Raw genomic sequence first — 18,433 nt, 5'->3', positions numbered from 1 at the left:
CGAACAGTGCAGTTCACCGCCCTGCTCGCGCGCTCTTCGACGGAGACTAGCGGCCAACACGTCTCCAGTCAGCGAGAACGGACGAAAAGTCCTGGTCAGCATCGACCGACCAGGACTTTTCAGACAAAACGACCGACATTTCTGTCAAGAAAATGTCAAGGTCCGGGCTCCGGGCCGTCCCGGGCCGCTCAGACGCCCGCCGAGGCCACGGCCTCGCGGACCTCGTCGGCGAAACGCTCGGCGGCGGAACGCAGCGCCGCCGCGTCCGGACCGTGGCGCAGGACGCCGCGGCTGACGCTGGGCACGACGTTGCCCACCGCGGCGCCGAAGACCCGGGGCAGGTCCGCCGGGGTCGCGCCCTGCGCGCCGATGCCCGGCGCGAGCAGCGGGCCGTTGATCGCGAGGTCGACGCCGGCGTCGCCGAGGGTCGCGCCCACCACCGCGCCGACGGAACCGAGCGGGTCGGCCCCCTCGTTCTCCGCCGCCATGTGCCGCAGCATCAGCTGGGCGAGCGAGGTCCCGTCCGCCGCGGTGGCGCGCTGCACCTCGGCGCCCTCCGGGTTGGAGGTCAGGGCGAGGACGAAGACGCCGCTGCCGCTGAGCACGGCCTGGTCCAGCGCCGGCCGCAGCGACCCGAAGCCGAGGTACGGGGAGACGGTGACGGCGTCCGAGAAGAGCGGCGAGTCCTTGCGCAGGAAGGTCTCCGCGTAGGCGCCCATCGTGGAGCCGATGTCACCGCGCTTGGCGTCCATCAGCACCAGGGCGCCGGCCGACCGCGCCTCCTCGACGGCCTTCTCCAGGACCGCGATGCCCCGGGAGCCGAAGCGCTCGAAGAAGGCGGACTGGGGCTTGAGGACCGCCACCCGGTCGGCGAGCGCCTCCACCGTGGTGCGGGTGAACCGCTCCAGGCCGGCGACGTCGTCGGCGAGGCCCCACGCCGTGAGCAGCGAGGCGTGCGGGTCGATGCCCACGCACAGGGGCCCGCGGGTGTCCATGGCGTGGCGCAGGCGGGTGCCGAACGGTTCCAGGGGGCTCATGCGGTGGCTGCCTTCCGTGTCTCTGCGCCGACGGCCTCGGCGAGGGTGGCGTACGGGCTGGCCGCGAGGCGGGCGGCGAGGCCCTTGTGGATCGACCGGGCGTAGAACGGGCCCTCGTACACGAAGGCGCTGTAGCCCTGGACCAGGGTGGCTCCGGCGAGGATGCGCTGCCAGGCGTCCTCGGCGTTCTCGATGCCCCCGACGCCGACGAGGGTGATGCGGTCGCCGACACGGGCGTACAGGCGGCGCAGGACCTCCAGGGAGCGCGTCTTGACCGGGGCTCCGGAGAGGCCGCCGGTCTCCGCCACGACGTCGGCGGGCGACGAGAGGCCGAGGCCCTCGCGCGCGATCGTGGTGTTGGTGGCGATGATGCCGTCGAGGCCGAGTTCGAGCGCCAGGTCGGCCACGGCGTCGACGTCCTCGTCCGCGAGGTCGGGGGCGATCTTGACGAGCAGCGGCACCCGGCGGCCGGTGACCGTGCGGTCCGCGGCCTCGCGCACGGCGGTGAGCAGCGGGCGCAGCGACTCGGTGGCCTGGAGGTTGCGCAGCCCGGGGGTGTTGGGCGAGGAGACGTTGACGACGAGGTAGTCCGCATGGCGGGCGAGCCGCTCGGTGGAGGTGACGTAGTCGGCGACGGCCTCCTCCTCCGGGACTGCCTTCGTCTTGCCGATGTTGACGCCGAGGGTGGTGCGGAAGATCTCCCGCCGGGCGGCCAGGCGCTCGGCCACGGCGGCGGAACCCTCGTTGTTGAAGCCCATGCGGTTGATCAGGGCGCGGTCCTCAACCAACCGGAAGAGGCGCTTCTTGGGGTTGCCCGGCTGGGGCTCGGCGGTGACGGTGCCGATCTCGACATGGTCGAAGCCGACCATCGCCATGCCGTCCACGGCCCGGGCGTTCTTGTCGAAGCCGGCCGCGAGACCGAACGGCCCGTGCATCCGCAGGCCCAGCGCCTCGGTGCGGAGCTCCTTGTACCGGGGGGCGAGGACGGCTGCGGCGAACGTCCGGAGCACGGGGACGCGGGAGGCGAGGCGGATCCAGCGGAAGGCCAGGTGGTGGGCCTTCTCGGGGTCCATCCGCGTGAAGACCAGAGCGAAGAAGAGTTTGTACACGGTGGTGTCCTGGTGTCCTCATGAGGAGGGGGACACCGTTTCCGGTGTCCCCCTCGGGTGACTAGTCGCGGGCCGCGGTCAGGTGTTCCGCGTGTTCCTGGAGCGATCGGACGCCGACGTCGCCCCGGTTGAGCGCGTCGATGCCCTGGACGGCCGCCGCGAGCGCCTGGACCGTGGTCAGGCACGGGACGGAACGGGCCACCGCCGCCGTACGGATGTCGTAGCCGTCGAGCCGGCCGCCGGTGCCGTACGGGGTGTTGACGATGAGGTCGACCTCGCCGTCGTGGATGAGCTGGACGATGGTCTTCTCGCCGTTCGGGCCCACGCCCTCGGACTGCTTGCGCACGACGGTGGCGCTGATGCCGTTGCGGCGGAGGACCTCGGCCGTGCCGGAGGTGGCCAGCAGCTCGAAGCCGTGGGCGACCAGCTCGCGCGCGGGGAAGATCATCGAGCGCTTGTCCCGGTTGGCGACGGAGACGAACGCGCGGCCCTTGGTGGGCAGCGGGCCGTACGCGCCGGCCTGCGACTTGGCGTACGCGGTGCCGAAGACCGAGTCGATGCCCATGACCTCGCCGGTGGAACGCATCTCCGGGCCGAGGATGGTGTCCACACCGCGTCCGTGGACGTCGCGGAAGCGCGACCACGGCATCACGGCCTCCTTGACGGAGATCGGCGCGTCCAGCGGCAGGGTGCCGCCGTCGCCGCTGCGCGGCAGCAGCCCCTCCTGGCGCAGCTCGGCGATGGTCGCGCCGAGCGAGATCCGCGCCGCGGCCTTGGCCAGCGGCACCGCGGTCGCCTTGGAGGTGAAGGGCACCGTGCGGGAGGCGCGGGGGTTGGCCTCCAGCACGTAGAGGATGTCACCGGCCATGGCGAACTGGATGTTGATCAGGCCGCGGACGCCGACGCCCTTGGCGATGGCCTCGGTGGAGGCGCGCAGCCGCTTGACGTCGAAGCCGCCGAGGGTGATCGGGGGCAGGGCGCAGGCGGAGTCGCCGGAGTGGATGCCGGCCTCCTCGATGTGCTCCATGACGCCGCCGAGGTAGAGCTCGTGGCCGTCGTAGAGGGCGTCGACGTCGATCTCGATCGCGTCGTCGAGGAAACGGTCCACCAGCACCGGGCGGGTCGGCGAGATCTCGGTGGACTCGGCGATGTACGACTCCAGGCGCGCCTCGTCGTAGACGATCTCCATGCCGCGGCCGCCGAGCACGTAGGACGGGCGGACGAGGACCGGGTAGCCGATCTCGTCGGCGATGGCCTTGGCGCCGGCGAAGGTGGTGGCGGTGCCGTGCTTCGGCGCGGGCAGCCCCGCCTCGGCGAGGACGCGGCCGAAGGCGCCGCGGTCCTCGGCGGCGTGGATGGCCTCCGGGGAGGTGCCGACGACGGGGACGCCGTTGTCCTTGAGCGCCTGGGACAGTCCGAGCGGCGTCTGGCCGCCGAGCTGGACCACGACACCGGCGATCGGGCCGGCCAGCGACTCGGCGTGCACGATCTCCAGCACGTCCTCCAGCGTGAGCGGCTCGAAGTACAGCCGGTCGGAGGTGTCGTAGTCGGTGGAGACGGTCTCCGGGTTGCAGTTGACCATCACCGTCTCGTACCCGGCGTCGTGCAGCGCGAAGGAGGCGTGGACGCAGGAGTAGTCGAACTCGATGCCCTGGCCGATGCGGTTGGGCCCGGAGCCGAGGATGATCACGGCGGGCTTGGTGCGCGGCGCGACCTCGGACTCCTCGTCGTAGGACGAGTAGAAGTACGGGGTGCGGGCGGCGAACTCGGCGGCGCAGGTGTCGACCGTCTTGTAGACCGGGCGGATGCCGAGCGCGTGGCGGACCTCGCGGACGACGTCCTCGCGCAGACCGCGGACACCGGCGATCTGGGCGTCGGAGAAGCCGTGCCGCTTGGCCTCGGCCAGCAGCTCGGGCTCCAGCTTCTCGGCGGCGGCGAGCTCGTCGGCGTACTCCTTGATCAGGAACAGCTGGTCGACGAACCAGGGGTCGATCCTCGTCGCCTCGAAGACCTCCTCGGGCGTGGCGCCCGCGCGGATGGCCTGCATGACGGTGTTGATCCGGCCGTCGGTGGGGCGCACGGCCTCCCGCAGCAGCTCGTCCTTGTTCCCCGGGTCGCCGGTGAAGTCGAACTGGCTGCCCTTCTTCTCCAGCGAGCGCAGGGCCTTCTGGAGCGCCTCGGTGAAGTTGCGGCCGATGGCCATGGCCTCGCCCACCGATTTCATGGTGGTGGTGAGGGTGGAGTCCGCCGAGGGGAACTTCTCGAAGGCGAACCGGGGCGCCTTGACCACGACGTAGTCGAGGGTGGGCTCGAAGGAGGCCGGGGTCTTCTCGGTGATGTCGTTCGGGATCTCGTCCAGCGTGTAGCCGACGGCGAGCTTCGCGGCGATCTTGGCGATCGGGAAGCCGGTCGCCTTGGACGCGAGCGCGGACGACCGGGAGACACGGGGGTTCATCTCGATGACGATGATCCGGCCGTCGGCCGGGTCGACCGCGAACTGGATGTTGCAGCCGCCGGTGTCGACGCCGACCTCGCGGATGATCGCGATGCCGATGTCGCGCAGCCGCTGGTACTCGCGGTCGGTCAGCGTCATCGCGGGCGCGACGGTGATGGAGTCGCCGGTGTGGACGCCCATCGGGTCGAAGTTCTCGATGGAGCACACGACCACGACGTTGTCGTTCTTGTCGCGCATCAGCTCCAGCTCGTACTCCTTCCAGCCGAGGATGGACTCCTCCAGGAGCACCTCGGTGGTCGGGGAGAGCGTGAGGCCCTGGCCGGCGATGCGGCGCAGCTCCTCCTCGTCGTGCGCGAAGCCGGAGCCGGCGCCGCCCATGGTGAAAGAGGGGCGGACGACGACGGGGTAGCCGCCGAGCGTCTCGACGCCCGCGATGACGTCGTCCATGGAGTGGCAGATGACCGAGCGGGCGGACTCGCCGTGGCCGATCTTGGCGCGGACGGCCTCGACGACCTCCTTGAACAGGTCGCGGTCCTCGCCCTTGTTGATCGCCTCGACGTTGGCGCCGATCAGCTCGACGTTGTACTTCTCCAGCACACCCTGCTCGTGCATGGAGATCGCGGTGTTGAGCGCGGTCTGGCCGCCCAGGGTGGGCAGCAGCGCGTCGGGCCGCTCCTTGGCGATGATCTTCTCGACGAACTCGGGGGTGATCGGCTCGACGTAGGTGGCGTCGGCGATCTCCGGGTCGGTCATGATCGTCGCCGGGTTGGAGTTCACCAGGATGACGCGCAGGCCCTCTGCCTTGAGGATGCGGCAGGCCTGGGTGCCGGAGTAGTCGAACTCGGCGGCCTGGCCGATGACGATCGGGCCGGAGCCGATGACCAGGACGGACTGGATATCGGTGCGCTTAGGCACGCTCGGCCTCCATCAGTGATACGAAACGGTCGAAGAGGTACGCGGCGTCGTGCGGGCCGGCGGCCGCCTCGGGGTGGTACTGGACGCTGAAGGCCGGCTGGTCGAGCAGCTGGAGCCCCTCCACCACGTTGTCGTTCAGGCAGACGTGGGACACCTCGGCGCGGCCGTAGGGGGTGTCGGAGACCGTGTCGAGGGGGGCCTCGACGGCGAATCCGTGGTTGTGCGCGGTGACCTCGACCTTGCCGGTGGTGCGGTCCTGCACCGGCTGGTTGATGCCGCGGTGGCCGTACTTCAGCTTGTAGGTGCCGAAGCCGAGGGCGCGGCCGAGCAGCTGGTTGCCGAAGCAGATGCCGAAGAGCGGGGTCCGGCGCTCCAGGACCGCCTTGATGACCGTCAGGTCGGCGGTGGCCGGGTCGCCCGGGCCGTTGGAGAGGAAGACGCCGTCCGGGTTCACCGCGTAGACCTGCTCGGCGGTGGCGGTGGCGGGCAGCACGTGCACCTCGATGCCGCGCTCGGCCATCCGGTGCGGGGTCATGCCCTTGATGCCGAGGTCGAGGGCGGCGACGGTGAACTTCTTCTCGCCGATGGCCGGCACGACGTACGTCTCGGTGGTGGCGACCTCCGCGGAGAGGTCGGCGCCCTTCATCTCGGGGGCCTGCTGGACCCGGGTGAGCAGCGCCGCGTCGTCGGCCAGCGCCTCGCCGGAGAAGATGCCGACGCGCATGGCGCCGCGCTCGCGCAGGTGGCGGGTGAGCGCGCGGGTGTCGATGCCGGAGATCCCGACGACGCCCTGAGCGGTGAGCTCGTCGTCGAGGGAGCGGCGGGAGCGCCAGTTGGAGGGGATGCGGGCGGGGTCGCGGACGACGTACCCGGCGACCCAGATCCGCTTCGACTCGTCGTCGTCGTCGTTGACGCCCGTGTTGCCCACGTGAGGAGCGGTCATCACGACCACCTGGCGGTGGTAGGACGGGTCGGTGAGGGTCTCCTGGTAGCCGGTCATGCCGGTGTTGAACACCGCCTCGCCGAAGGTCTCCCCCACGGCCCCGTAGGCGCGGCCGCGGAAGATGCGGCCGTCCTCCAGGACGAGTACGGCGGGAGCTTTACCGGCTCCCCGGGTGGAGATCGTCATCGTGCGGTGCCTTCCGTCGTCTTGATCATGTTCTCGATTGCGTCGACCCAGGTGGTCTGCTCGGCCGCGTGGTCCGAGCGGAAGCCGGAGTCGATCTGCCGGTCCCCGTGCGCCCAGGTGACGATCAGCAGACCGCCCTCGGCGAGGACCTTGCCCGCGATCCCCTTGTCGAGCCGGGCGCCGCGCAGGGCGCCGGCCGGTACGAAGAAGTCCTCGGCGCCGGGGCGCACGACCGCGAGCCCCGCGTCGGTGAGCGTGAGTTCCGCCCGGCTGCGCACGCCCAGCCCGTGGGCGACGATCCGGTCGAGCCACTGCCCGGCCGTGGTGGAGCCGTGGTAGCGGCCGGTCATCGTCAGCCGTGCCTCACCGGGCGCCTCGGGCGCCTGGGGGAGTTCGGGCAGGTCCGACTGGAGGCTGCCGCGCCACTTCCATCCCTGGCGCATCAGCCAGTAGACGAAGGCGACGAAGAGGACCAGGCCGACCACCCAGCCGATCCGAGCGGCCCAGTCGGTGACCTCCGCCGACTTGCGCTCGGCGTCGGCGGCCGCGTCCGCCGCCAGATTCATCAGTGCAGGTGTCACGCCAGCTTCCCGTCCACGACCGTCGCCCGGCCCCGCAGGAAGGTGTGGGTGACGCGTCCCGGCAGCTCGCGGCCCTCGTACGGGGTGTTGCGGCTGCGGGAGGCGAAGCCCGCGGGGTCCACCACACCACGGTATGCCGGATCGACCAGCGTGAGGTTCGCGGGCTCACCAGCCGAGACGGGGCGTCCGTGTCCCTGGGCCCGTCCGATGCGCGCGGGGGCGAAGGACATCCGGTCCGCCACCTGGGCCCAGTCGAGCAGCCCGGTCTCGACCATCGTCTGCTGGACGACGGAGAGCGCGGTCTCCAGGCCGACCATGCCCATGGCGGCCGCCGCCCACTCGCAGTCCTTGTCCTCGTGCGGGTGCGGGGCGTGGTCGGTGGCGACGATGTCGATGGTGCCGTCGGCGAGCGCCTCGCGCAGGGCCAGCACGTCGCGCTCGGTGCGCAGCGGCGGGTTGACCTTGTAGACGGGGTTGTAGCTGCGGACCAGCTCGTCGGTGAGGAGGAGGTGGTGCGGGGTGACCTCGGCGGTGACGTCGATGCCGCGGGACTTGGCCCAGCGGACGATCTCGACGGAGCCGGCGGTGGACAGGTGGCAGATGTGCACCCGCGAGCCGACGTGCTCGGCGAGGAGGACGTCGCGGGCGATGACCGACTCCTCGGCGACGGCGGGCCAGCCGCCGAGTCCGAGTTCGGCCGAGACGACGCCCTCGTTCATCTGGGCGCCCTCGGTGAGGCGCGGCTCCTGGGCGTGCTGGGCGACGACGCCGCCGAAGGCCTTCACGTACTCCAGGGCGCGGCGCATGATGACCGCGTCGTCGACGCACTTGCCATCGTCGGAGAAGACGGTGACGCCGGCGGCCGAGTCGTGCATGGCGCCGAGCTCGGCGAGCTTCTTGCCCTCCAGGCCCACGGTGACGGCGCCGATGGGCTGCACGTCGCAGTAGCCGGACTCCTTGCCGAGCCGGTAGACCTGCTCGACGACGCCCGCGGTGTCGGCGACGGGGAAGGTGTTGGCCATGGCGAACACGGCGGTGTAGCCGCCGCTCGCGGCGGCGCGGGTGCCGGTGAGCACCGTCTCGGAGTCCTCGCGACCCGGCTCGCGCAGGTGGGTGTGGAGGTCGACCAGGCCCGGCAGGAGGATCCGGCCCTGCGCCTCGATCACCTGGGCGCCCTCGTCGGACAGTCCGGTGCCGACGGCGGCGACGGTGGTGCCGTCGATCAGCACGTCCTGCGCCTCGCCGCCCAGCACCTTCGCACCGCGGATAAGGATCTTGCTCATGGTTCTTACTTCTCCTCGGTACGGGGGTTGGGTGCGTCGGATTCGTTGCCGCCGAGCAGCAGGTAGAGGACGGCCATGCGGATGGAGACGCCGTTGGCCACCTGCTCGATGACGGTGCACCGGTCGGAGTCGGCGACCTCCGCGGTGATCTCCATGCCGCGGACCATGGGTCCGGGGTGCATCACGATGGCGTGCCCGGGCATCTTGGCCATGCGGTCGCCGTCCAGGCCGTAGCGGCGGGAGTACTCGCGCTCGGTGGGGAAGAACGCCGCGTTCATCCGCTCGCGCTGGACGCGGAGCATCATGACCGCGTCGGACTTGGTGAGCGTGGAGTCCAGGTCGTAGGAGACCTCGCAGGGCCAGCTCCCGACGCCGACGGGCACCAGGGTGGGCGGCGCGACGAGGGTGACCTCGGCGCCGAGGGTGTGCAGCAGGTCGACGTTGGAGCGGGCGACCCGGCTGTGCAGCACGTCGCCGACGATGGTGATCCGGCGGCCGGCGAGGTCCTGCCCGATCCCGGCGTCGCGGCCGACGAGGCGGCGGCGCATGGTGAAGGCGTCCAGCAGCGCCTGGGTGGGGTGCTGGTGGGTGCCGTCGCCTGCGTTGATGACGGGGGCGTCGATCCAGCCGGAGGTCGCGAGCCGGTAGGGCGCGCCGGAGGCGCTGTGCCGGATGACGACGGCGTCGACGCCCATGGCCTCCAGGGTCTGCGCGGTGTCCTTGAGCGACTCCCCCTTGGAGACGCTGGAGCCCTTGGCGGCGAAGTTGATGACGTCCGCGGACAGGCGCTTCTCCGCGGCCTCGAAGGAGATCCGGGTGCGGGTCGAGTCCTCGAAGAAGAGGTTGCACACGGTGCGGCCGCGCAGGGCCGGAAGCTTCTTGATCGGCCGGTCGGCGACCCGGGCCATCTCCTCGGCGGTGTCGAGGATGCGGACTGCTTCGTCGCGGGTGAGGTCGGCGGCCGAGATGAGGTGGCGCATCATCGGGGGGTTCTCTCCAGATCTGTGGAGTCAGACAGGCATGCGGGCGCGCGGGAGCGCTCGCCGTACGCGGGGTGGTGGTACGGAGGCGCTACTGCTCGCCGGCCGGAGCGGTCTCCTTCAGCCCGAGCAGCACGGTGTCGCGACCGTCCTCCTCGGCCAGCTGGACCCGGACCGTCTCGCGGAGCGACGTGGGGATGTTCTTGCCGACGTAGTCGGCGCGGATGGGCAGCTCGCGGTGGCCCCGGTCGACCAGGACGGCGAGCTGCACGGCGCGCGGCCGGCCGATGTCGCCGAGGGCGTCCAGGGCGGCGCGGATGGTGCGCCCGGAGAAGAGCACGTCGTCGACGAGGACGACGAGGCGGCCGTCGATGCCGTCGGCGGGGATCTCGGTGCGGGCCAGCGTCCGCGCGGGCTTCAGGCGCAGGTCGTCCCGGTACATGGTGGTGTCGAGCGAGCCGACCGCCATCTTCTGGCCGGTGATGCCTTCGAGCTTGTCGGCGAGGCGGTGGGCGAGGTGCACCCCGCGGGTCGGGATGCCGAGGAGCACCACGTCGTCGGCGCCCTTGGCGCGTTCGACGATCTCGTGGGCGATGCGGGTCAGTGCCCGCGCGATGTCCGGGGCCTCCAGGACGGGCCGGGCGACGTCGGGGCTGTGCTGTGCGTCCATACGAAACGGACCTCCTTCTCCGCCTCACGGGACGGCTCTTAAAGGACGTCGGAATTGCGCCGTCCACGTTACCAGGGCTTGATGGGTGTACTGATCCGGGTACGCCGGTCCGTGGCCGGAACCGGTCCGGACCATTCGGCTTGACTCAGCCAAGTCACGCTGCGTAACCTCACAGTGAGTTACCAGTCGCGCGGCGGAGCCGCACGTTGTCACAGCGTCCGGGGAGCTATATGTCCAGCGAATACGCAAAGCAGCTCGGGGCCAAGCTCCGCGCCATCCGCACCCAGCAGGGGCTTTCCCTCCACGGCGTGGAAGAGAAGTCCCAGGGCCGCTGGAAGGCCGTCGTGGTCGGTTCGTACGAGCGCGGCGACCGTGCCGTGACCGTGCAGCGCCTCGCCGAGCTGGCGGACTTCTACGGCGTCCCGGTGCAGGAGCTGCTTCCGGGCACGACACCGGGCGGGGCCGCCGAGCCGCCGCCGAAGCTCGTCCTCGACCTCGAGCGCCTGGCGCACGTCCCGCAGGAGAAGGCGGGCCCGCTCCAGCGGTACGCGGCCACGATCCAGTCGCAGCGCGGCGACTACAACGGCAAGGTGCTCTCGATCCGCCAGGACGACCTGCGCACCCTGGCCGTGATCTACGACCAGTCCCCCTCGGTGCTGACCGAGCAGCTGATCAGCTGGGGCGTCCTGGACGCGGACGCGCGCCGCGCGGTCGCGCACGAGGAGAACTGAACCACCCCGCGCGCGCCTTCTGAAAAAACGTCACGCCCGAGGGCGGGACCGGTCCGGACCGGTCCCGCCCTCGGGCGCGTCCGGGCCCGGTGCGGGTGCATCCGCGGGGGCGCACGACGCACCGGGCCCGGGGCGGGAGGACTGGTCGTCCTCCCGCCCCGGGCCCGGTGGAAGCCGTCCGGCCGGCCGCGGGGTCAGTCGCGGCGGAGGCTCGGCTTGAGGTCCTTGAAACGGCCCAGCAGGCCGTTCACGAAGGACGGCGACTCGTCGGTGGAGAACTCCTTGGCGAGCTGCACCGCCTCGTCGATCACCACGGCGTCCGGCGTCTCGTCCACCCACACCAGCTCGTACGCGCCGAGGCGGAGGATGTTGCGGTCGACGACCGGCATGCGGTCGAGCGTCCAGCCGACCGCGTACGTGGCGATCAGCTCGTCGATGCGGTCCGCGTGCCCCGCGTACCCCTCGACGAGGTCCATCGTGTACTCGGCGACCGGCGGCTGGCGGTCGTCCGACCGCGCGTGCCGTACCCAGTCCGCGAGGACGCTCTGCACGGACGCCCCGCGCTGGTCTGCCTCGAAGAGGATCTGGAAGGCGCGCTTGCGGGCCTTGTTACGGGCAGCCACGGTTAGCTGTTCACCCGGCCGAGGTAGTCGCCCGAGCGGGTGTCGACCTTGATCTTCTCGCCGGTGGTGATGAAGAGCGGCACCTGGATCTCGTAGCCGGTCTCCAGGCGGGCGGGCTTGGAGCCACCGGTGGAGCGGTCGCCCTGGACACCGGGCTCGGTGTGCTCGATGACCAGCTCGACGGCGGCCGGGAGCTCGACGTAGAGCACCTCGCCCTCGTGCTGCGCGACGCTGGCGGTGAAGCCCTCGATGAGGAAGTTCGCGGCGTCCCCGACCTGCTTGCGGTCGACCATCAGCTGGTCGTACGTCTGCATGTCCATGAAGACGAAGTACTCGCCGTCCATGTACGAGAACTGCATGTCGCGGCGGTCGACGGTGGCCGTCTCGACCTTCACGCCGGCGTTGAAGGTCTTGTCGACGACCTTGCCGGAGAGGACGTTCTTGAGCTTGGTGCGCACGAAGGCCGGGCCCTTGCCGGGCTTGACGTGCTGGAACTCGACGACGGACCAGAGCTGGCCTCCGTCGAGCTTGAGCACCATGCCGTTCTTGAGGTCGTTCGTGGAAGCCACGGTTGCGGAATCTCCTGGACTGACGCTGGTGGACGACGAAGTGGCCGCGGGGACGCGCTACAGCGCGAGCAGCTCCTTGGTCGTGATGGTGAGTAGCTCGGGTCCGCCGTCCGCCTCCTGGCGCACGACGAGCGTGTCATCGATCCGGACCCCGCCCCGTCCCGGGAGGTGGACCCCCGGTTCGACGGTGACCGGCACGCAAGCGTCCAGTTTACCCATGGCCGCAGGGGCCAGCTGCGGGTCCTCACCGATTTCCAGCCCGACACCGTGCCCGGTGCGGGGCGCGAGGTGCTCGCCGTGCCCCGCGGCGTCCAGGACCTGCCGGGCCGCGTGGTCCACGTCGCGGTACGCGGTACCGGGCAGCAGGGCCTCGCGTCCGGCGCGCTGAGCGGCGAAGACGAGCTCGTAGAGCTCGATCTGCCAGTCCGCGGGCGAGGTGCCGATGACGAAGGTGCGGCCGATCTCGCAGCGGTAGCCGCGGTAGTTGGCGCCGAGCGAGACCGAGAGGAAATCGCCCTCCTCGACCCGGCGATCGGAGGGCCGGTGACCCTGGAGCCCGCTGTTGGGCCCGGTGGCGACCGAGGTGGGGAACGCGGGGCCGTCGGCGCCGTGGTCCACGAGACGGCGCTCCAGCTCCAGGGCGAGATGCCGCTCGGTCCGGCCGACCAGGATCGACTCCAGCAGCTCGCCGAGCGCCTGGTCGGTGATCTCGGCGGCGATGCGCAGGGAGGCGATCTCGTCGTCGTCCTTGACGATGCGCTGCTGCTCCACGGCGAGGCCGAGATCGGTGATCCGCACCTGCGGGGCGACCGAGCCGACGGCCCGGTGGCGCGCCACGGTCAGATGGTGCTCCTCGACGGCGAGCGCCTGGGTGCCCGTGCCCCGGGCCAGCTCGGCCGCGGCGACGACGGGGTCGGCCGTGCCGGCCGGCAGCACGACGAGCCGGAGCCCGTCGTCCGGCCGTCCGCCCGCCGGATCGCCCGCGGGGCCGCGGGGGCACAGCAGCACGTCCTCCCGGCTGCCGAGCAGGAGGACCGCGCCGGGCGGGGCGGCCCCGGCGAGATAGCGGACATTGGCGGGCCGGGACACCAGGACCGCCGCGCTCCCGGCCGCCGCGCACCGATCACGCAGCCGGCCGCGCCGGACGCCATACACCTCGGACATTCTCCGAGCGTACGAGCCCCACGCGCACTCGGCCCGGCGGCGGGCCCGTGCGGGGGCCGTCCGGCGGAGGAGTACGGGGCGGACCGGTGCCAGATCCCGGCCCGCCCGGCGATCGGGGACGCGGCCGCAGGCCGTGCCCGCGGACAGCCGAACGGGACCCCCGCTCGTCGGCCCACCGCCCGCCACCCGTCACCGCACCCCGCTGCGCGCGGTGTCCCCGCACGCCGGACGGTCTTCGCCGCACCCCGGGGCGGGCGCCCGCGGACACGCCGCCCGCCCGAGGGCCTACCAGGTCGGAGGGCTGGCGATCGCGCGGGCGAGGACCTCGTCGAGGACGCGGGCGGTCGTCTCGACGTCGTACGTGGAGTTGTCGATGATCGGCAGGCCCGAGCCGTACCAGCCCGCCATCCGGCCGTGGATCCCCGCGACCTCCTCGTCGGAGAGGCGGCGGTTGCCGGAGCGCTCCGCGTTGCGTTCCAGGACGATCTCCAGCCCCGGGAGGAGCACCACGGGCAGCAGACCCGGGCCGACGTGGCGCTTCCAGCCCCCGAGGCCGACCACGGGCCGGTCGGGGAAGACCGCGTCGTCGAGGATGCAGGAGATCCCGTTGGCCAGGAAGTTGCGGGCGGCGAAGCCGCAGGTGCGGCGCGCCAGGCGGTACTGCGCCTCGGAGTGGTCGTTCCAGCCGTCCTGGGGGTCGGCGAATCCCGAGCAGACCCACTCGCGGACGTCGTCGAGGCTGATGTGCGCGGTGGGCACACGGCGGCGCCTCGCCCAGTGGCGGGCGACCGTCGTCTTCCCCGCCCCGGCCGGGCCGATCAGCAGCACGGCGAGCATGGCCGCGCCGGTGCCGTCGGACGGGGGCGGCGCGGGTATGGGCACGGGCTCCCCCGGGGGCAGCTGCACGTGCCCCGTCGTCTCGCGCTGCGGTGGCCCCGACGGGTGCCGGGGCGCGGGGCCGCTCCAGCCGCCGGGCGCCGGCGGCCCCTGCGGGGGTGGCGGAGGCCCGGCGGGCGGGCCGGGCACCGGCCCGGGGTGGTGAGCGCTGGGTGTCCATGCGGCCGGTCCCTGCCCCGGTCCGTGGGGCGGTGGCAGCGGAGCCCCCACTGCGTGCTGCATCCGGTGCAACTCCGTCTCGTACGACTGACGCTGATGGGCGGCCGTCGGCCCCCCGCCTCCGAACGTTACCCTTTCGCGACCGTTCGGATGTGCGACCGCCTCCGGCCGCTGTCGCGACAACGGCCGGTGGCGGCCCGAAGTGCCCTGCCGGGCAAGCCCGTTCGCGCGGGAGGCGGGGCGGGCTCAGGCGTCGAGTTCCTCCACCAGCGCGCGCAGCGCCAGCCGGTAGGAGCCGATGCCGAAGCCGGCCACCGTGCCGCTGGCGACCGCGGCGACGACGGAGGTGTGGCGGAACGTCTCGCGGGTGTACGGGTTGGAGATGTGCACCTCGACGAGGGGCGCCGTCCGCTGGGCCGCCGCGTCGCGCATCCCGTACGAGTAGTGCGTGAAGGCACCCGGGTTGAGAACGACCGGAATCGCATGGTCCGCGGCCTCGTGGAGCCAGCGGATCATCTCCCCCTCGTCGTTGGTCTCGCGCACCTCGACGTCGAGGCCGAGTTCCCTGCCGAGCGTCCCGCACGCCTCGACCAGACCCGCGTAGGACGTCGCGCCGTACACGTCGGGCTCACGGGATCCGAGCCGGCCGAGGTTCGGCCCGTTGAGCACCAGGACACGGCGGCTCACGCGGAGACCTCTCCGAACGCGGCGAGCAGCACGGCCGGGTCGGGGCCCTCCAGCACGGTCGGCTTGCCGAGCCCGTCGAGCACGATGAAGCGCAGCACGCTGCCGCGGGACTTCTTGTCCACCTTCATGGTCTCCAGCAGCTTGGGCCACTGGTCGCCGCGGTAGGTGAGCGGCAGCCCGACGGACTCCAGGACGCTGCGGTGCCGGTCGGCGGTGGCGTCGTCGAGCCGGCCCGCGAGGCGGCCCAGCTCGGCGGCGAAGACCATGCCGACGGAGACGGCGGCGCCGTGCCGCCACTTGTAGCGCTCGTTCTTCTCGATGGCGTGGGCGAGCGTGTGCCCGTAGTTGAGGATCTCCCGCAGGCCGGATTCCTTGAGGTCGCTGGAGACGACGTCGGCCTTCACCCGGATCGAGCGCTCGATCAGCTCGGCGGTGTGCGGTCCGGCCGGGGTGCGGGCGCCCTGCGGGTCGGACTCGACGAGGTCGAGGATCGCCGGGTCGGCGATGAAGCCGGCCTTGATGATCTCGGCCATGCCGCTGACGTAGTCGTTGACCGGCAGCGAGTCGAGGGCCGCCAGGTCGCAGATGACTCCGGCCGGCGGGTGGAAGGCGCCCACGAGGTTCTTGCCCTCGGCGGTGTTGATGCCGGTCTTGCCGCCGACGGCGGCGTCCACCATGGCGAGCACGGTGGTCGGGACGGCGATCCACCGCACCCCGCGCAGCCAGCTGGCGGCCACGAAACCGGCGAGGTCGGTGGTGGCACCGCCCCCGACGCCGACGATGACGTCGGTCCGGGTGAAGCCGGTCTGGCCGAGCGCCTTCCAGCAGTAGGCGGCGACCTCGGCGGTCTTCGCCTCCTCGGCATTGGGCACCTGGATGGCCACGGCCTCGTAGCCCTGTTCCGCGAGATCGGCGCGCAGCGCCTCTCCGGTCCCGGCCAGCGCCTCGGGGTGGATCACGGCCACCCGCTGGGCCTGCGTGCCGATGAGGCCCGGCAGTTCGCCGAGCAGCTGCCGGCCGATCAGCACCTCGTAGGGGTCGGTGCCGGCCGTGCCGCCGACCTGGATGCGGGTCACTGCCTGGTCCGTCACTGCTTCTCCTGGCGGGGGTCCGGGGTCGTCTCCCCCGGCGTTGCGGTCTTCAGCTCCAGTGCGTCGAGGACGGCGTCGGCCACCTCGGCGGGGGTGCGGTCGTCGGTGGGGACGACGGCGCGGGCGACCTCCGTGTAGAGGTGGCGCCGGGCGTCCATCAGCTCGCGCCACTGGCGGCGCGGGTTGACGGCGAGCAGCGGTCTGGCCTGGTTGAGCCCGACCCGGCGGGCGGCCTCCTCGGCCTCCATGGAGAGGTAGACGACCGGCAGGCCGCCGAGCAGCTCGCGGGTTCCGTCGTCGAGCACCGAGCCGCCGCCGAGGGCGAGGACCCCGGTGTGCGCGGAGAGCGCGGCGGCGACCGCGGCGCGCTCCAGCGCGCGGAAGTGCTCCTCGCCCTCGTCGACGAAGATGTCGGAGATCTCACGGCCCTCGGCGGCGACGATGTCGGCGTCGGTGTCCCGGAACGCCACGTCCAGCCGCGCGGCGAGCAGTTCGCCGACGGTGGACTTGCCGGACCCCATGGGGCCGACGAGGACGATCAGGGGGGCGCTCACCGGATCTGGAGGTTGTCGAGGAACGAGCGGACGTTGCGCCGGGTCTCGGCGACGCTGTCGCCGCCGAACTTCTCGGCCACCGCGTCCGCGAGGACGAGCGCCACCATGGCCTCGGCCACGATGCCGGCGGCGGGCACGGCGCACACGTCGGACCGCTGGTGGTGGGCGGCGGCGGGCTCGCCGGTCTCGACGTCGACGGTCCGCAGCGCGCGCGGCACGGTCGCGATCGGCTTCATCGCGGCGCGCACGCGCAGCAGCTCACCGGTGGACATGCCGCCCTCGGTGCCGCCGGAGCGGCCGGAGGTGCGGCGGATGCCCTCGTCGGTGGGGACGATCTCGTCGTGGGCCTTCGAGCCGGGCACCCGGGCGAGGTCGAAGCCGTCACCGACCTCGACGCCCTTGATGGCCTGGATGCCCATGAGCGCGGCGGCGAGCCGGGCGTCGAGCCTGCGGTCCCAGTGGACGTGGGAGCCGAGGCCGACGGGCACGCCGTAGGCGAGCACCTCGACGACGCCGCCGAGGGTGTCCCCGTCCTTGTGGGCCTGGTCGATCTCGGCCACCATCGCCTTGCTCGCGTCGGCGTCCAGGCAGCGGACGGGGTCGGCGTCGAGGCGCTCCTCGTCGGCGGGCACGGGGACGACGCCGTACGGCGCCTTGGCGGAGGCGAGTTCGACGACGTGGGAGACGATCTCGATCCCCGCCGTCTCCTTCAGGTACGAGCGGGCGACCGCGCCGAGCGCCACCCGGGCGGCCGTCTCGCGGGCGCTCGCCCGCTCCAGCACGGGGCGGGCCTCGTCGAGCGCGTACTTCTGCATGCCCGCGAGGTCGGCGTGGCCGGGGCGCGGGCGGGTGAGCGGGGCGTTGCGGGCCAGCTGCGCGAGCTCGTCGGGGTCGACGGGGTCGGCCGCCATGACCTTCTCCCACTTGGGCCATTCGGTGTTGCCCACCATCACGGCCACCGGGGAGCCCATGGTCAGACCGTGGCGTACGCCGCCGAGGAAGGTGACCTCGTCGCGCTCGAACTTCATACGGGCACCGCGCCCATAACCGAGACGCCGCCTGGCGAGGTGGTCCGCCACCATGTCGGTGGTGACGGGGACACCGGCGGGAAGACCCTCCAGCGTCGCCACCAGTGCGGGTCCGTGCGACTCGCCCGCGGTCAGCCAACGCAACCTGCTCAACGGTGCTCCTCATGCTCGCGCCTCGTACTGCGACGGCCCGGCCCGGGGCACCGCCCAGTGGTGAACTGGGGGCGCGCGGCCCAGGCCCGCCTCCCCCGATCCTCCCACGTCCCGGCCCGCCGCCCGGCCACCGTCCCATCAGGCGGACGTGGGCCGGGGGGCTCAGGACCCGTCGTTCCCGTCGGGGCGCGCCGGCGGGGCGTAGGACCCGAGGAAGGCCGCGCCGCCCTGCTGCTGCGCGGCGGGCGCTGCCGGAGGCTGGGCGGGCTGCTGCGCGGCGGGCGCGTAGGGGCCGAGGAAGTCAGCCCCGCTGGGCCCGGAGGGCTGCTGGGCGGGGGGCGCGTACGGGCCGAGGAAGGCCGCGCCGCCGCTCCCGCCGGCCGGCGGGGCTGCCACGGGCTGCGGCGACCGGGCCGCCCGGCGCCGGGCGAGCTTCCCGCGGATCGAGGAGATCCAGCCGAGGAGCACGAGCAGGACGATCAGGCAGAGGATCGGGATCTGCAGCCAGTCGGGGAGGAAGGAGACGACTCCCTCGAAGATGTTCTTCAGTACGGATGCCTGCGGCTGACCGGTTTCCATGGCCGGATCCCCCTGCGCTTTTGTCGTGCCCCTGATTGA

General features: G+C 72.3%; 18 protein-coding genes. 1 reads left to right on the top strand and 17 read right to left on the bottom strand.

Going from position 1 to position 18,433, the window contains the following annotated elements:
- Positions 1-188: 188 nt before the first annotated feature.
- The 8 genes from pyrF to pyrR all read right to left on the bottom strand — a co-directional run bounded on the left by pyrF (position 189) and on the right by pyrR (position 10,159).
- Entirely contained in the window at positions 189-1,037 is an 849-nt protein-coding gene (pyrF, locus tag EAO77_RS26525) for an orotidine-5'-phosphate decarboxylase (protein ID WP_147990781.1), read from the bottom strand.
- On the bottom strand, positions 1,034-2,146 hold the full coding sequence (locus tag EAO77_RS26520; protein WP_147990780.1) for a quinone-dependent dihydroorotate dehydrogenase: 1,113 nt from the start codon (positions 2,144-2,146) through the stop codon (positions 1,034-1,036). The genes pyrF and EAO77_RS26520 overlap by 4 nt, the downstream gene beginning before the upstream one ends.
- Positions 2,147-2,207: 61 nt before the next feature.
- The gene (carB, locus tag EAO77_RS26515; RefSeq protein WP_147990779.1) at positions 2,208-5,516 is read right to left on the bottom strand and encodes a carbamoyl-phosphate synthase large subunit; all 3,309 of its coding nucleotides are present in this window, start codon (positions 5,514-5,516) and stop codon (positions 2,208-2,210) included.
- On the bottom strand, positions 5,509-6,645 hold the full coding sequence (carA, locus tag EAO77_RS26510; protein WP_147990778.1) for a glutamine-hydrolyzing carbamoyl-phosphate synthase small subunit: 1,137 nt from the start codon (positions 6,643-6,645) through the stop codon (positions 5,509-5,511). The genes carB and carA overlap by 8 nt, the downstream gene beginning before the upstream one ends.
- Positions 6,642-7,211, bottom strand: coding sequence for a hypothetical protein (locus tag EAO77_RS26505; RefSeq protein WP_410088725.1), 570 nt, complete (start codon positions 7,209-7,211; stop codon positions 6,642-6,644). The genes carA and EAO77_RS26505 overlap by 4 nt, the downstream gene beginning before the upstream one ends.
- An 11-nt stretch (positions 7,212-7,222) precedes the next feature.
- Positions 7,223-8,509, bottom strand: coding sequence for a dihydroorotase (locus EAO77_RS26500; RefSeq protein ID WP_147990776.1), 1,287 nt, complete (start codon positions 8,507-8,509; stop codon positions 7,223-7,225).
- Between the two features lie 5 nt (positions 8,510-8,514).
- Positions 8,515-9,492, bottom strand: coding sequence for an aspartate carbamoyltransferase catalytic subunit (locus EAO77_RS26495; protein WP_147990775.1), 978 nt, complete (start codon positions 9,490-9,492; stop codon positions 8,515-8,517).
- Positions 9,493-9,580: 88 nt separating this feature from the next.
- Positions 9,581-10,159, bottom strand: coding sequence for a bifunctional pyr operon transcriptional regulator/uracil phosphoribosyltransferase PyrR (pyrR, locus tag EAO77_RS26490; protein WP_147990774.1), 579 nt, complete (start codon positions 10,157-10,159; stop codon positions 9,581-9,583).
- Positions 10,160-10,389: 230 nt separating this feature from the next.
- Between pyrR and bldD the strand changes: the two genes are divergently transcribed.
- A complete protein-coding gene (gene bldD, locus EAO77_RS26485) occupies positions 10,390-10,890 on the top strand; it encodes a transcriptional regulator BldD (protein WP_015032294.1) in 501 nt (166 codons plus the stop codon).
- 194 nt (positions 10,891-11,084) lie between these two features.
- Here bldD and nusB read toward each other — a convergent pair whose 3' ends face one another.
- From nusB to EAO77_RS26440, 9 genes are all read right to left on the bottom strand, one after another.
- Positions 11,085-11,513 carry a transcription antitermination factor NusB gene (gene nusB / locus EAO77_RS26480; RefSeq protein ID WP_147990773.1) on the bottom strand — a complete coding sequence of 143 codons (429 nt, stop codon included), beginning with the start codon at positions 11,511-11,513 and terminating at the stop codon, positions 11,085-11,087.
- A gap of 2 nt (positions 11,514-11,515) precedes the next feature.
- The gene (gene efp / locus EAO77_RS26475; protein WP_147990772.1) at positions 11,516-12,082 is read right to left on the bottom strand and encodes an elongation factor P; all 567 of its coding nucleotides are present in this window, start codon (positions 12,080-12,082) and stop codon (positions 11,516-11,518) included.
- Between the two features lie 57 nt (positions 12,083-12,139).
- The gene (locus EAO77_RS26470; RefSeq protein ID WP_147990771.1) at positions 12,140-13,246 is read right to left on the bottom strand and encodes an aminopeptidase P family protein; all 1,107 of its coding nucleotides are present in this window, start codon (positions 13,244-13,246) and stop codon (positions 12,140-12,142) included.
- Between the two features lie 285 nt (positions 13,247-13,531).
- Positions 13,532-14,365, bottom strand: a complete 834-nt coding sequence (locus EAO77_RS26465; protein WP_147990770.1) for a Pro-rich N-terminal domain-containing protein — start codon at positions 14,363-14,365, stop codon at positions 13,532-13,534.
- A gap of 183 nt (positions 14,366-14,548) precedes the next feature.
- Positions 14,549-14,989, bottom strand: coding sequence for a type II 3-dehydroquinate dehydratase (gene aroQ, locus EAO77_RS26460; RefSeq protein WP_147990769.1), 441 nt, complete (start codon positions 14,987-14,989; stop codon positions 14,549-14,551).
- On the bottom strand, positions 14,986-16,080 hold the full coding sequence (aroB, locus tag EAO77_RS26455) for a 3-dehydroquinate synthase (protein ID WP_147990768.1): 1,095 nt from the start codon (positions 16,078-16,080) through the stop codon (positions 14,986-14,988). Before aroB ends, aroQ begins: the two co-directional genes overlap by 4 nt.
- Positions 16,077-16,634: a shikimate kinase gene (locus EAO77_RS26450; protein WP_261994145.1), complete on the bottom strand. Its 558-nt coding sequence runs from the start codon at positions 16,632-16,634 to the stop codon at positions 16,077-16,079. Before EAO77_RS26450 ends, aroB begins: the two co-directional genes overlap by 4 nt.
- On the bottom strand, positions 16,631-17,815 hold the full coding sequence (aroC, locus tag EAO77_RS26445) for a chorismate synthase (RefSeq protein WP_147990767.1): 1,185 nt from the start codon (positions 17,813-17,815) through the stop codon (positions 16,631-16,633). The genes EAO77_RS26450 and aroC overlap by 4 nt, the downstream gene beginning before the upstream one ends.
- A gap of 162 nt (positions 17,816-17,977) precedes the next feature.
- Positions 17,978-18,394, bottom strand: a complete 417-nt coding sequence (locus EAO77_RS26440) for a hypothetical protein (protein ID WP_147990766.1) — start codon at positions 18,392-18,394, stop codon at positions 17,978-17,980.
- Positions 18,395-18,433: the final 39 nt, after the last annotated feature.

This window comes from Streptomyces sp. T39, from assembly GCF_008042045.1.
GTDB lineage: Bacteria > Actinomycetota > Actinomycetes > Streptomycetales > Streptomycetaceae > Streptomyces.
This window is presented reverse-complemented; position numbering and strand designations above follow the sequence as displayed.